The organism is Micromonospora sp. WMMD1219, from assembly GCF_049315215.1.
Classification (GTDB): Bacteria; Actinomycetota; Actinomycetes; order Mycobacteriales; family Micromonosporaceae; genus Micromonospora; species Micromonospora tulbaghiae.
In genome coordinates this window covers 1,933,300-1,947,203 of sequence record NZ_CP186057.1, presented here as the reverse complement: position 1 = coordinate 1,947,203, position 13,904 = coordinate 1,933,300, and the positions used below count along the sequence as shown (strand labels likewise).

Sequence of the window (13,904 nt, the reverse complement as noted above, 5' to 3'; positions counted from 1 at the left end):
GGCGCCGGGGCGGACCGTACGGTGCCGCCCCGGTCGTCACTCCAGCTCGTCGTCGAACGCTCTGCGGGCGCGCTCGATCTGCCCCATGTGCGCGTCGGCCCATTCGAGCAGGACGTCGACCGGCGCACGCAGGGTCTTGCCCAGCGGGGTGATCCGGTACTCGACCGCGACCGGGCGCGTCGCCACGACGTGCCGTTCGACGATGCCGTTGCGTTCGAGTCGCCGCAGGGTCGCCGTCAGGGACTTCTGCGTCACCGCCGGGATCGCGCGGCGCAGCTCGTTGAAGCGGCAAGGGCGTTCGCACAGCTCGTTGAGGACGCTCAGCGACCACTTGTCCAGCACCTGATCGAGCAGCTCGCGGTGCGGCGCGTCGATGCGCAGCTCGGCGGCACCTCGGCTCGCGGTATCGCTCATGAAACCAGGTCTCCTTGAAGTGTCCTTCGTCAACTAGGTATCAATGTTAAACCTAAGTTGCCCTGCGAAGGAGAAACGATGCCCGTCACCCGCTTCAGCCCCGACGGTCTTCAGCCGAACACGCCGTACCACCACGTGGCGGTCGCCACCGGAGCGCGCCACATCCACGTCAGCGGCCAGGTCGCGCGACTGGGCGACGGCTCACCCGTCGCGCCCGGTGACCTGGCCGGGCAGGTCGCGCAGGTGCTGCGCAACACCGGCCGGGCGCTCGCCGGCGCGGACGCCTCGTTCGAGGACGTGGTCCGGCTGACCTTCTACGTCACCGACTGGACGCCCGAGAAGATCGGGCCGTTCATGGCCGGCATCGAGTCGGTCGCCGAGGAACTCGGCCTGCCGTGGCCGCTTCCGCCGGCCTCGCTGATCGGGGTCGACCACCTCTTCGAGCCCGACGTGCTGGTGGAACTGGAGACGACCGCGATCGCGCACTGAGCGCGCCCTCCCGATCCAGATGGTCGCGGCGATGGCACCGAGCCGTGTTGCCGTCGACTCATCGGGTGCACTGCCGGTGGTTGGCCGGCCCTTTGCGGCCGGCCAACCACCGGTGGACTGCATGAGCCATACCCGCTCGCGCCGGGGTCAGGCAGCTGATCCGGCCCAGTCCGGCTTCACCGCCATCATCTGGGCCGTCTTCGTCGGATCACGATCGACCAGACCGCCGAGCACCTCGTCGATCCGACTCAGCGCGCCCTCATCGAGCGGCTTCCCCGCGGCCGTCACGTTCTCCCTGATCTGCTCCGGCCTGGTGGCCCCCATGACGACGGAGGCGACTCCGGGCCTACTCAGCACCCAGGCGATGGCGAGCTGTGCGAGGGACAGCCCGGACGCCTCGGCGACCGGACGCAACTCCTCGACGGCGAGGAGCACCTTCTCGCCCAGGACCCGGTTGATGAACCGGGGAGCTCGACCGCCCGACGCCGCCCGCGAACCCTCGGGCCAGGCCTGACCGGGCCGGTACTTTCCGGTGAGCACACCCTGAGCCAGCGGCTGAAAAGCGAGTTGGCCGACACCCTGGCGCACGCAGAGCGGAAGAACCTCCGGCTCGATGACCCGCCAGAGCATGTTGTATTGCGGCTGGTTGGACACGATCCGGCTCCGCAGCCCGAGTTCCCCCGCCATGGTGAAAGCAGCCTCGATCTGCGGCGCGGTCCACTCGGAGACACCCAGGTACAGCACCTTGCCCTGGCGTACCAGGTCGTCGAAGGCGATCAGGGTCTCGTCGAGCGGGGTGCCCTCGTCGAAGCGGTGGGCCTGGTAGACGTCGAGGTAGTCGGTGTCGAGCCGCCGCAGGGACGCCTCGCAGGACTCCATGACGTGCTTGCGGGACAACCCCTTGTCGTTCGGCCCGTCGCCGGTGGGCAGGCAGACCTTGCTCGTGATCACCAGGGAGCTCCTCCTCGCCCCGCGCAGACCCTCCGCGAGCACCTCCTCAGCGGCCCCCTGGGCGTACACGTCGGCGGTGTCGAAGGTCGTGATCCCCGCGTCGAGCGCCGCCCGGATGCAGGCCAGCGCCTCCTCACGACCGGCCAGTTCGCCGTGAGTCAGCCAGTTGCCATAGGTGATCTCGCTGACCATCAAGCCGCTACGACCGAGCCGACGATGCTCCATGGATCTGTCCAGCCTCTCGTGGGTTCAGGGACGCACCGCCACCGGCTCTGCCGACATCGGTTCACCGAGGTGGCGCATTGCTCTGTTGTGGAACACTATGGCCTCTTCATCACCGATGGCGACCGCCTCGACCGCCCCGATGATCACCTCATGGTCACCGGCCGTGAACGTACTGTGGACGAGGCACTCCATCGCGAACACGGCGTCCGGCAGGACGGGACAGCCGTCCGGCACCAGCGTTGTCCAGGCACCCTGAAACTTGTCGGTGGCTGTCGAGGCGAACAGATGCGCCAGACCGCGATGTCGCGCACCGAGGAGGCTCACCCCGAAACGCCCTGCCCGGAGCAGAACGGGCAAGGTCCGTGCCGACCGCGCCACACAGGCGAGGACGAGAGAGGGCTCCAGGGACACGGAGCAGAAGGCGCTCACGGTGAGCCCGCGAGCGCCTTCACGGCCTCCTCGCGTCGTGATCAGCGTTACGCCGCTGGGAAACCGCGCGAGCGCGGTCCGGAACTCCGCCGCCGAGACCATCTCGGCTCTGTCAGGAGGTGAACGGCCGGAGGACCAACTCGACCGTCCGGTCCTTGAGGGTGAAGGTCGCGGTCTGCCCTGCCTCGGCGTCGTCCAGCCAGCGGTGGAAGTCCTCCATCTCCTTCAGCTCGATGCCGTCGATGGCCCGGATCTCGTCGCCGGGCCCGATGCCGACGAACTCGGCTGCCGAATTGATGGCCACGTCCGCGACGACCATCCCGGTCTCCGGAGCCACCCCGAGGGGGATGATCCCGGTCTTCGGCGGCGTGATCGTCTTGTGGAACTGGAACGGCCGGTGCTCAAGGTATGCGGCGAGCCGCTCCAGGTAGTGCCACCAGTGGTGGTCGTACGCGTCGAACTCCAGCCGGGATCGCAGTGACTCGTTGAAGCCCGAGTGAGTGAGCCGTACCTTGGTGCGGTCCTCGTCCACCCGCACGAACGTGACCACCACCCGGGTCGGTTCGTCGTTGCCCGGCACGTCCCAGTCGTAGACGCAGGATTCCTGAGGCACCACCTCGCGCAGGGTGGCCGTGAACACGAGGTCGACCCGGCCTCCTCGGTTGAACTGCCATCGCAGGGCCTCACCCGGCCGGCTCGGGATCTCGCCGTCAATGAGATTGAGCCAAGCCCTGACCTCCTTCGGGTCGTTCCACGCAGCCCAGACCCGGTCCCGACCCACCTTGATCTCACGTTCCGTCGAGGTGTTCAGCATTGCCATCTCCGCATCTGTCATCCGAGGGCTAGTTGCCGTCGGTGGCCGTTCTCACGGCCTCTTCCACTTGTGCGTTCGAGATCTTGAACAGAGCAATCAGGGAGACACCTGCGGCGAAGATTCCGCCTGCTCGGTAGACCGTGTCGAGGTCGAAGTGCGACGCGATCTGACCGGCCAGGAAGATGCCGACCGGCATCAGACCGAATGCGACGAGCCGGTTGACGCTGCTCACCCGGCCCGTCAACTCCTGGGGCACGATGGCCTGCCGGATGGAGACCGTGGTCACGTTCCAGGTCATCGCCGTATAGCCGGTGATGGCCAGCCCCAGCGCGACGAGCGGGATCTCGCTGGTGAATCCCAGGATGGTGAACCCGAGGGCACCCATCAACGTCCCGCCGAAGGCCGAGCGCGCGGGGCCCAGCCGGCTGGTGAACATCCGGCAGGTGAAGCCGGCGGTCACGCTGCCGACGGCCACGGACGCAAGGAGCAGGCCGTAGGCCGCGTCGTCGAGATGCATGACCTGCCGCGCATAGAGCACCAGCATGGCCAGCTGACCGACCGTGCACATGTTCGTCAATCCGGCGACGAGCGTGTACGTGCGCAGGACTCGGTGCCTGGCCAGCCAGCGGACCCCCTGCGCGATCTCGGCCCGCATCGCTCCCCGCCGCGGACCTCTGGTCGTCTGGTTGTCACCCGCGCGGAAGTCACCACGCATCAGGAAGCTGAAGATCGCACTGAGCGCGAAGCTGATCGCGTCGATGACGATCGGGAAGGCTCGAGCCAGGGAATACAGCCACCCGCCCAGCGCCGGCCCGACGAACTTCAGCGCGGTCGTGTTGGCCGTCATCAGCCTGCCGTTGGCAAGCTCCAGTGTGGCCCGGTCCCGCGACACAGCCATCGGCAGGATCGCCGCCCGCGAGCTGTCGTAGACCGTCTCGATGGCCGTGACGGTGAAGGCCACCACCATGAGCAGTGGAATGGAGACCCAGTCTCCGAGCACGGCAACGACCAGCAGGCTCAGCAGCAGGCACCGCAGCGCATCCGACAGCCACATGGCCCTACGGCGGTCCCAACGGTCGGCGAAGACGCCGCCGAGCAGCGCGAGCAGCAGCCAGGGCAGCTTGTCCGCGATGCCGACCAGAGACAGCGTGGAGGGATCACTCGTCAGGTCGGCGGCCAGCAGGGGGAGTGCCGTTACAGTCAGGCCGTTACCCACACTCGAGATCGACCACCCGCTCCACAGGAGCCAGAAATTGCGCCCCAGCCGGACGTTCGTCGGCTGCGCCTTCTGTGCCGTCGTCATCGGGCCGCCCTCTTCGGCACCTCTGCCGCCGGGTCGAGCTCCAGCAGCAACCGGGTGGCGCGGTCGGCGGCCTCCTCGTCACCGAGTTCCTGGTGGCACTGCACCGCACGGTAGGCGCAGCCCGGACCCCGCAACGCGCCGAGTTGGGCGCCCCGCTCGAACTCCGCAGCGGCGCCTTGGAGATCACCCTGGCGCTGTCTCCAGGCCGCGACGAAGAAACGGGCCGACGGTTCGTTACCGTCCAGGTCGAGCAACCGACGGGCAGCCGCGCCCAATCGGCCGGTGGTGAAGACCGCCGGACCCGCCTTCACCGTCACGTCCATGAGCAACCGGGTGTTCTCGACGGCGGCGTGCCACTGTTGCGACGTGGCGGCCAGGCTCTCCGCCTCGTCGCCCGCCGTGACGGCAGCTTCCATCGCCGCCCGGGCAGCTTCGACGTCCTTGCCGGCGATCTGGTGGAACGCCGCGGCACGCCAGTATCGGCTGAGGGTCAGCGCCCGCACCCACGGCTCCTCCTCGGACAGGAGGGGCAGCAGTGCCTCGCCGTACGAGGTCCAGTAGCCACTGCCACGCTCGCCGTCACGATCCCGCAGCAGGATCGAGATGAGCTGGGTGCTCGCCAGCACTCGCAGGGACGGAACTCGTCCGCCGGTAGCCACCCGGGCAAAGGTGTCGGCCGGCGTCTCGCTGCCACGCAGGTGTTGCCGGAGAGCCCGGGCGATCTCGTAGTCCAGGTGGTCACGGGCGGGATCCGCCAGCCCTGGCTCCTTCTCGGCGAGCTCGCACGCCAGGTTGTAGAAGCCGAGCTGGGTGAGCAGCCGGAGAAGCACGGCACGCCGCGGTACGGACTGGTCCGCCCAGGCCGCGACCTGGTCGCTCAGGAACCGCCATGCCTCCAGCCCGGTCTGCTCGGCCACCTGCGCAGGAGACTGGCCGAGGAACGCGTCGTTCCTCGCCTGCCGGACCAGCCACGAGCGCGCATCGCCTTGGAGGATCAGTGAGCAGTACGGCAGGACCTCACGCGTCTGGTCGCGCAGCAGGGCCAGCAGCAGGGGCGTGCTCTCCGCGCACAGCGGCCCTCCGACCGTCGGCGTCAGAGTGAACCAGGCGCTCCAGACCCGCTGCAGTCGTACGGTGTCCAGCTCGACCGGGGGCGGGAAGTCCAGGTCAGTCCACGCGATGTCGTCGTGGCGGGGGTAGGTGTGCAGGTTCGACATCGGTCGTCCTCTGAGAGCGGGCGTGAGAAGAGGGGCGAAGCGGGAGAAGCCCTTCCGAAGGGCTTCTCCCGCCTCAACCTGAGTCAGGTCTTGCGGCGACTCAGTAGACCTCGCTGAAGTAGACCTCGCTCATGTCAGAACACCTCCCCACCTGCTAGATTGGACAGTCCCAGAGAGCTGCAGGCGGCCTGCCGCATCACTGACGAGCCATCGCAACTCTCGGACATGAGCCTAGGTAGGCGAGCTTTGTGGCCGCTTCGCGGCGCTTTTTCAAGCGAAGAAGCGGCTGCCCGGGCCATGCCACGTGAGGTGGGAATCCCGGCGGTCGCCGAACCAGGCCGTCCCCGCCGCCCGGCTGCTCACACACCATTCGGCGTGAGCCAATGCCTGTTCGCGCCGGCCCGAACCGGGTCGCACGGCCGGCGAGCCGATGTTAAAGTCGTTGAAACGGGGGAGGGATTTCTGGTGACCATTTCCAGACGAATAAGCGTTCCATCTGACATCCGATGCTCCAAAGCACGGGTGTGTCTCAGCGTGTCGCACCGCAGTCGGCGCCGACGGCAGTACACAGACGCCGCTCGGCAGTGGTGACGATCTTCCCTGCCTCCTGAGTGCCCTGCCGGCAACGGCACACTTCAGCCTGGGCAGGTTCTGACCGCTCCGCTCTCCTCTCCCTGGTAGCCCGCGCTAACTCGCACGTCCAGTACGGCGAATCGGCCGCAAGCCTTGCCCACCGGAGGGAACGCGACATTGCGTGCTGACATTGACATCCGACAAACAGCCTCCATGCGCTTCGGTATTCTCGGCCCGCTGCTCGTAAGCCACGAAGATGGACCTGTCGCGATCACGGGCAGGCGACCCCGGGCAGTTCTTGCCTGCCTACTACTGAGGCGCGGACACACGATTCCCGACGACGCGTTGATCGACGCGGTGTACGGCGACCACTCCCCCCGCAGCGCGCGCAACCAGATCCAGCAGGCGATTCACCACCTCCGCAAGATCGGCGTCCCGGTCACGCGGGACGAGAGCGGCGGCTACTCCCTCGCTGTCACCGAGAACGACGTCGACTCGGACTCCTTTCAACTCCACGTGCAGCAGGCGCGGACCGCCGTGCGGGAAGACCTTCTGGAGGAAGCGGCGACACACTTCACGTCCGGCTTCGCACTGTGGCGGGGAGAGGCGTTGGCCGGTTTCGACACCCCGTACTTCCGGGAGGCTGCGGCGGAACTGGAGGAGCTACGTCTGGCGGCGCTCGCCGAGCACGTCGAGGTCCAGCTGGAACTGGGCCGGTCCCACGTGGTCATCCCGGACCTGAGCAAGGCGATCGTGGACAACCCGTTGCGTGAGCGCTATCACGGCCAGATCATGCTGGCGCTCTACCGGGAAGGACGACAGAGCGAGGCCCTGGAGGTCTTCCGGAGTCTGCGTCACCGGCTCGGTGAGGAGCTCGGAGTCGAGCCGGCCAAAGACCTCGAGAGGCTTCACCGGCGGATCCTCGCCCAGGATCCGACACTCCATCACAGCCGCACGGCGGGACTGCAGGACGCGGTCGTGCCCCGGCAGCTGCCGCCACGGACGACCGTGCTGAACGGCCGAGAGGCCGAACTCCGCAGGATTCGTCGTGCCCTTACCGAGGACCGTTCCCCGGTCGCGGTGCTCGCAGGCTTCGGCGGCATCGGCAAGACCGCGCTCGCCGTTCACGCCGCACACGGCATAGCGGACTCCTACCCCGACGGTCAGCTGTTCGCGAAGCTGACGGGCGAGCACGGCCACCCGGCCCACCCGGAGGACGTGCTCGGCATGTTCCTGCGTGCGCTCGGGCTACGCGACATGGACCTGCCGCCCGGCTTGGAGGAGCGGGCCGGCCGCTTCCGCACCCTGACCGCAGGCAAGCGGATCCTGGTCGTCCTGGACGATGCCGGCTCCCTTCGGCAGGTCCAGCCGCTGGTGCCGGCCGGCGACGGATGCGCGCTCATCATCACCACTTCGTCCTGGGATGTCAGCCAGCCCGGCTGGGAGTCGATCAAGCTCACGCCGCTGGCCCCCGCAGATGCGCGCAGCCTGCTGGAACGAGGTGTGGGCAGGGACCTTCTCGAAGCCCAGCCCTGGGCCACCCGCGAGGTGCTCGACCGCTGCGGCGGTCTCCCGCTCGCGCTGGAGATCGTGGCCGCCCGGATCATCAACGGGCAGGGCTCGATCAGGCGAGTCGCCGAACGGCTCGCCGACCGCGACCGGTTGCTCCACGAACTCACCATCGGCGACCGTACGGTGCGGGCGGTTCTTGAGCGTGGCTACCGTGCGCTGGGTGCCGGGCCGCGAGGACTCCTGCGCAAGATCGGCCTACTCGGCTGCGCGGAACTCACCGCCGAAACGGCCGCCGCGCTGGAGGGAACTTCCACCACGGACGCCGGTTACCTGCTGGACGACTTGGCGGACGCACACTTCCTGATCCCGGCCGCCGTTGCCACATCGGGTGAGACGACCTACCGGTGCCTCGACATGGTCCTGGCCTTCGGGCGTGAACGCTCCTTCAGCGAGGACGACGCGGAGGCCAGGGCGACCGTCCTGGAGAGGACGTGCGACCGACTGGAGTTCGTCAGAGGCCAGGTTCGTCGACGACGTCCTGGCGTATCGGTCTGATCCGACCGGCGGTCGGCGCTGTCCCAGGCCGCAGAAAAGATCAAGGCCTCTGACCAGTGGATACGCTGGTCAGAGGCCTTGATCATGTGAGTGCGCCGAAGGCGCTTCGAACCCTTGTCTCTACGCTGTTCAATCATCCCTTCGCACGTGTCGCTGAGTGCTTCCGCGTGCCTGACAAGCGGCTGAGTACCTACTGGTCGGGGCGCCGATCGGCCACACAGGACGTGCTGTGCCGTTCACCGTAGGGCCACCTGGTCGACCACACCCACCTGAGCCCGTTCTTGGTGACCTGGGCGGGCCACCGGGATCAGCCCGCGGTGCAGGATCGGATCTGGGCTCTGGCGCTGCTGTTGCCGTTCATCATCGTGGTGAAGCCGAAGGTGTTGCCGCTGCCGTTGGACCGCATCGTCATCACGTAACCGGTGCTGTCCCAACTGGGGGAGCCGTTCCAGGTGGTGGAGACCCGCTGCGGCGGGGTCAGAGCCACGACCACGGTCCAGTTGCTGGCTCCCTGAACCGTCACCGAGGTGTTGTACCGGTCACCCCAGACGTTGGGGGTCGTCGCCGTCGCCGTGCACCCGCCGGTGGGAGGCGGAGTGGTCGGCGGCGGAGTGGTCGGCGTGCCGGTCGGCGGCGGAGTGGTCGGCGGCGCAGTGCCGTCCGGGGCCACCGCTCGGCCGGTGCTCGGTGAGATCATGCCCGGACAGAGGTTGCGGCTGCTCAGGTTGGCCATGATCTGGGGAATCGCGTCGCGGGTGTTCTGAATGCCGTCGTGCATCAGGATCACCTGGCCGGCCTGGAGGCGGCTGGCGTTGGAGACGATCTGGCTGACGCTGGCGCCGTTCCAGTCCTGGGAGTCGACGTCCCAGATCACCTGGCGCAGGCCGAGCGACGTGGCGACCGACTGGAGGGTCGAGTTGGTCTCCCCGTAGGGCGGGCGGAACAACTGCGGCCGGACGCCGGTCGCCGCCTGGATCGCCGAGTTGGTCTGGGAGAGGTCCGACTGCATCTGGCTCTGGCTCATCGAGGTCATGTGCGCGTGGTTCCAACTGTGGTTGGCCACCCACATGCCCGCGTCGACCTGGGCCCGCGCGGCGGACTGGTTGCTCTGCACGTTCTGCCCGACGTTGAACATGGTCGCCCGTACGCCGTTGGCACGCAGCACGGACAGCAGTGCGCTGGTGCTGCCGGTCGGCCCGTCGTCGAAGGTGAGGCCGACGTACCCGTTGCAGGTGGCGGCGCTGGACGGAGTGGCGGCGACCGCGAGACCGGCGGCACTCAGCGCCACGGTGGAGGCGAGCACGGCCAACCGGGTGAGACGCGATGTTCGGGGGGCGGACGGGCGGCGGGAGCCGCCGGTGCTGGCGTACATGCGCAGGTCCTCCTTGGGACGGGTGACACCTGACGACGCATGGGTTCAATCGACCAGGATTGATGTCGACGCGTTCGGAGTATTGCAGCGGCGTTTCGAACACGTCAACGATTTTCCGGAAGTTTTCCGGAAGACCGGCTGGTCGGGTGGTCGCTGGTCGACGGTTCCTGCGACGCCGAACCGAGGGCGGTCAACGCGTACTCGACGTGCTGCGGCGGTGTCTCCCTCAGCACCCGTTCTGCTACGGTGTTGATCGTGGGCACGCTGATTCGCTAGTACGGGACGCCGCGTCGAGTTTTTCTCCGCGGTGGGTCCTACGCGCGCTGCTCGGCTGATTCGCTGGTCGCGCGAGGTTCCCGTACATCCATGCGCTTGACAAGCGCGTCTTCCGCGACGGCAGGCTTCCTCGGCTGCGTGTCGCGGGAAGGAGCTCTCGTGACCCACATTCAACCTCCACCGTCCCGGCCGCATCGGGTTTGTGCGATTCGCGGCGCAACCGTCCGGTTCGCCGAGCGGGTGGTCCTGGCCGACGTGGATCTTGTGGTCGGCCCGGCCGAACGGATCGCGGTGATCGGCGACAACGGCGCCGGCAAGTCGACGCTGCTGGGCGCACTTGCCGGCACGCTGCGGCTGACCGCCGGTGAACGGATGGTCGAACTTCCCGGCGGCGTTGCGTTCGCCGAACAGCAACCCCGGTTCCGGCCCGGCGCGACCGTTGCGGACGCACTCGACGACCTGCTTGCCGACATCCGTGAGCTCGAGGCCGAGGTCCTGCGGGCCGCGGAGCAGTTGGCGCAGGCGGGCTCCGACGAGCGAGACGCACTGTCCGCCGAGCTCGGCGCGGCCATGGACCGATTCGAGGCCCGCGACGGATATCAGCTCGACCAGAAGCTGGCCTCCGACCTCGACCGGCTCGGACTGGGCAATCTCGATCGGTCCCGGCCCGTACTCACTCTCTCGGGCGGCGAGCGGGCGCGGCTGGCGCTCGCCGCGGCCCTGGCGTCCGAGGCGGAGTTGCTGCTGCTCGACGAGCCAACCAACGATCTCGACGACACCGGCATCGCCTGGCTGGAGGACCGCCTGGCCACGCACCGCGGCGCGCTGGTGGTGGTGACCCACGATCGCGTGCTCCTGGACCGTCTCGCCACGGACATCGTGCACATCGAACGCGGCGCTTTGCGCCGATACGGAGACGGTTACGCCGGATACCTGACCGCGCGCGCGAGCGAGCAGCGCCGGCTGCTGCACGAGTACGAGGCGTGGCGACACGACCTCGCCCGTCAGGAAGCCCTCGTCACCGCCAACGCCTTCCGGCTCGATGCGATACCGCGGAAGATGGGGCGTGCGTTGTTCGGCCATGCCGCGTTCCGGGCTCGTGGCCGCGACCACGGTTCGATGGGCCGTATCCGGATGGCGAAGAGTCGGATCGACCGGCTGCGCGCGGACCCTGCACCGCGACCCGCCGATCCGCTCCGGTTCGCACCCTCCTTCGCCGAGCCGGCGGCCGCCGACGAGAAGGCCGTCCTGATCCGTGCGGAGGGTGTCCGGCTGAACGGTGACGGGCCGAGTCTGCGGCTCGATGCCTTGGACGTGTCGGCCGGCGACCGGCTGCTGATCTCCGGACCCAACGGCGCCGGGAAGACGACCCTGCTGCAGGTGCTGGCGGGCGAACTCGCACTGTCGCAGGGAACCGTCCGGCACCGATCCGGCCTACGCATCGCCTGGCTGCGGCAGGCCATCACCCACGGTTCGCGAGCGACGCTCCTCGACGCCTTCGCCGCCGGCACGGGCACATACCGGGACCACGCCGCCGACGAACTGCTGCGGATCGGCCTGTTTCACCCCGACGACCTGCATCGGCAAGTGGCACACCTCTCGGTCGGGCAACGCCGGCGCCTTGAACTCGCGTTGGCCGTCACCCGTCCCAGCGACGTTCTCCTGCTCGACGAACCCACCAACCACCTGGCTCCGGAACTCCTCGAACAATTGGAGAACGCGTTGCCCGACTACACCGGCGCTGTCCTTACCGTCACCCACGATCGACGGTGGCGCGAGCGGGCGGGGGCCTCCGCATCGGTACGGCGAATCCATGTGGCACCGGGCGGGCTCGTGCGTCTGCCCGATCCGCCGGGAGATGAGCGCCACGGACGGAGAGGCGGGAACGCAGAGACACGCCAACCGCCACCTGGGCTGTCGCCGGAAATGTGACCGCCGTTGAGCATTCATCCTCGTGATCACCCGACGAAGGTGCGGTAGATCCACCAATCGGTGGAGGCGGGAATCAACCCGAGCTTCGACGCGACGGTCGACGTGGCGGGTGCCGTGCGGCCGTAACTTCGCGGCATGACCGCGCTAGAGGTACGACACCTGCACAAACGCTACGGCCAGCAGGTTGCCGTCAACGACGTCTCCTTCGCCGTTGAAGAGGGGGAGATCTTCGGCATCATCGGATCCAACGGCGCCGGCAAGACGACAACCGTCGAGTGCATCGCCGGTTTGCGAACACCCGACTCGGGAACGATCTCTGTGCTGGGTCTCGACCCGATCGAGGACCGGGCGCAGGTACGTGAACGACTCGGCGTGCAGCTGCAGGAGAGCAGCTTCCCCGACGCGATCAAGGTCGCCGAAGCGCTGGAACTCTACAGCTCCTTCTACCGCAAACCCGCCGACTGGCGCGAGCTCATGGAGCTCCTAGGTCTCACCGAGAAGCGCCACACGCGGTACAAGGCGCTCTCGGGCGGGCAGAAGCAGCGGCTTTCGATCGCGCTTGCGCTGGTCGGCAACCCGAAGGTCGCGATTCTCGACGAGCTCACGACGGGACTGGACCCGCAGGCCAGGCGCGACACCTGGAGCCTCATCGAGCGGGTTCGAGACACGGGCGTCACGATCCTTCTCGTCACGCACTTCATGGACGAGGCGGAGCGCCTCAGCGACCGGATCGCCGTCATTCACGGTGGCCGGGTTGCCGCGGTGGATACGCCGGCCGGACTGATAGCGCAGGCGAGCACGGTGCAGCAGGTGCGGTTCCGGGTGCGGCAGCCGCTCGACAAGAGGGTCCTGACCGAGCTTCGCGACGTGACCGATGTCGCGATCACCGATGACCGTTGGCTGGTCACCGGCAGTGGACAGCTGCTGAGCAGCGTCGCAGGGGCTCTGGCCCGGGCGCAGGTCGTGGCGGAGGACCTGCGCCTCGACCGGCGCAACCTCGACGACGCGTTCGTGGCCTTCACCGGTCGCGCCCCGCAATCTCCAGAACCGTTCCGGAAGGAGGGCTGACTCATGCCTGCTCTCACGAACATGATCAAAATTGAGGCGAAACTCCTGCTGCGTGACTCCGCCACCGTCCTCTTCGGGGTGCTGTTCCCGACCGGGTTGCTGCTCGGGCTGGGTGCCATCCCGGCGCTGCGGGAGTCGTCCCCGGAGACCGGCGGGCTCCGGCCCATCGACATCTGGGCGCCGACCGCACTGGTGTTCGCGATGGTGATGATCGCCGTGCAGCACGTCCCGGCGGTGATCACGACGTATCGGGAGCGCGGCATCCTGCGCCGGGTGTCGACCACTCCCGCGCATCCACGCACCATCCTGCTCGCGCAGATGATCGTCGCGTTCGCCTCCGTGGTCGTCTCCGCGGCACTCATGATCTTCGCCGGGTGGGCGGTGCTGGATATCGCGCCGCCCGCGCGGCCCGTGGAGCTCGCGGTCGCCGTCCTCGTCGGGTATGCGGCTCTGCTCGGGCTCGGCATGATCTCCGCGGCGGTGGTCCGCACGAGCAGTGCCGCAAACCAGATCGGCACCCTGCTGTTCGTGGCGCTGATGTTCTTCGGCGGGGCCTTCCTGCCCCGGACCCTCATGCCCGACCTGCTGCGCGAGGCCGGCGAGTTCGTCCCGCCCGGTCTGCAGGCTCTCACCACGGCGTGGTCCGCCGAAGCGGGCGAGATCACCGCCACCGCCGGTGGGCAGCCCTTCTGGCTGCAGATTGCCATAATGGCGGGCATCGCAGTGATCCTGAGCTCGGTCGCCGCGAAGCTCTTCCGCTGGGAATAGGTGACG

Annotated in this window: 11 protein-coding genes and 1 pseudogene; 5 read left to right on the top strand and 7 right to left on the bottom strand. The window is 68.1% G+C overall.

The annotated features are described in order from the left end of the window. Window positions 1–36: 36 nt before the first annotated feature. Window positions 37–414: a winged helix-turn-helix transcriptional regulator gene (locus ACN27C_RS09400; protein ID WP_120572635.1), complete on the bottom strand. Its 378-nt coding sequence runs from the start codon at window positions 412–414 to the stop codon at window positions 37–39. Between the two features lie 78 nt (window positions 415–492). On the opposite strand from ACN27C_RS09400, the gene ACN27C_RS09395 reads away from it, so the two are divergent. Next, complete coding sequence (locus ACN27C_RS09395) at window positions 493–903, top strand: RidA family protein (protein WP_120572634.1); 411 nt, start codon at window positions 493–495, stop codon at window positions 901–903. Window positions 904–1,050: 147 nt separating this feature from the next. Here the strand turns inward: ACN27C_RS09395 and ACN27C_RS09390 are convergent, their stop codons facing one another. Genes ACN27C_RS09390 through ACN27C_RS09370 form a run of 5 tightly spaced genes read right to left on the bottom strand, consistent with a single transcriptional unit; the run spans window position 1,051 to window position 5,842 of the window. After that, window positions 1,051–2,079, bottom strand: a complete 1,029-nt coding sequence (locus tag ACN27C_RS09390) for an aldo/keto reductase family protein (protein ID WP_120572633.1) — start codon at window positions 2,077–2,079, stop codon at window positions 1,051–1,053. 24 nt (window positions 2,080–2,103) lie between these two features. Then, a complete protein-coding gene (locus ACN27C_RS09385; RefSeq protein ID WP_350816480.1) occupies window positions 2,104–2,610 on the bottom strand; it encodes a flavin reductase family protein in 507 nt (168 codons plus the stop codon). Between the two features lie 10 nt (window positions 2,611–2,620). Further along, window positions 2,621–3,328, bottom strand: coding sequence for an SRPBCC domain-containing protein (locus ACN27C_RS09380; RefSeq protein WP_422750947.1), 708 nt, complete (start codon window positions 3,326–3,328; stop codon window positions 2,621–2,623). Window positions 3,329–3,350: 22 nt separating this feature from the next. Then, window positions 3,351–4,625, bottom strand: coding sequence for an MFS transporter (locus ACN27C_RS09375; protein ID WP_252454752.1), 1,275 nt, complete (start codon window positions 4,623–4,625; stop codon window positions 3,351–3,353). Continuing rightward, a complete protein-coding gene (locus ACN27C_RS09370) occupies window positions 4,622–5,842 on the bottom strand; it encodes a hypothetical protein (protein WP_422750946.1) in 1,221 nt (406 codons plus the stop codon). Before ACN27C_RS09370 ends, ACN27C_RS09375 begins: the two co-directional genes overlap by 4 nt. 918 nt (window positions 5,843–6,760) lie before the next feature. Here ACN27C_RS09370 and ACN27C_RS09365 point away from each other — a divergent pair. Then, entirely contained in the window at window positions 6,761–8,482 is a 1,722-nt protein-coding gene (locus ACN27C_RS09365) for a BTAD domain-containing putative transcriptional regulator (RefSeq protein ID WP_422750945.1), read from the top strand. Window positions 8,483–8,789: 307 nt separating this feature from the next. Here the strand turns inward: ACN27C_RS09365 and ACN27C_RS09360 are convergent, their stop codons facing one another. After that, window positions 8,790–9,854, bottom strand: coding sequence for a polysaccharide deacetylase family protein (locus ACN27C_RS09360; protein WP_422750944.1), 1,065 nt, complete (start codon window positions 9,852–9,854; stop codon window positions 8,790–8,792). 444 nt (window positions 9,855–10,298) lie between these two features. Between ACN27C_RS09360 and ACN27C_RS09355 the strand changes: the two are divergent. The 3 genes and pseudogenes from ACN27C_RS09355 to ACN27C_RS09345 form a co-directional block, all read left to right on the top strand. After that, a pseudogene (locus ACN27C_RS09355) lies at window positions 10,299–11,912 on the top strand (ABC-F family ATP-binding cassette domain-containing protein); the annotation flags it as partial. A 285-nt stretch (window positions 11,913–12,197) separates the two neighbouring features. Beyond that, a complete protein-coding gene (locus tag ACN27C_RS09350; protein WP_422750943.1) occupies window positions 12,198–13,130 on the top strand; it encodes an ABC transporter ATP-binding protein in 933 nt (310 codons plus the stop codon). A 3-nt stretch (window positions 13,131–13,133) separates the two neighbouring features. After that, complete coding sequence (locus tag ACN27C_RS09345; protein WP_422750942.1) at window positions 13,134–13,898, top strand: ABC transporter permease; 765 nt, start codon at window positions 13,134–13,136, stop codon at window positions 13,896–13,898. Window positions 13,899–13,904: the final 6 nt, after the last annotated feature.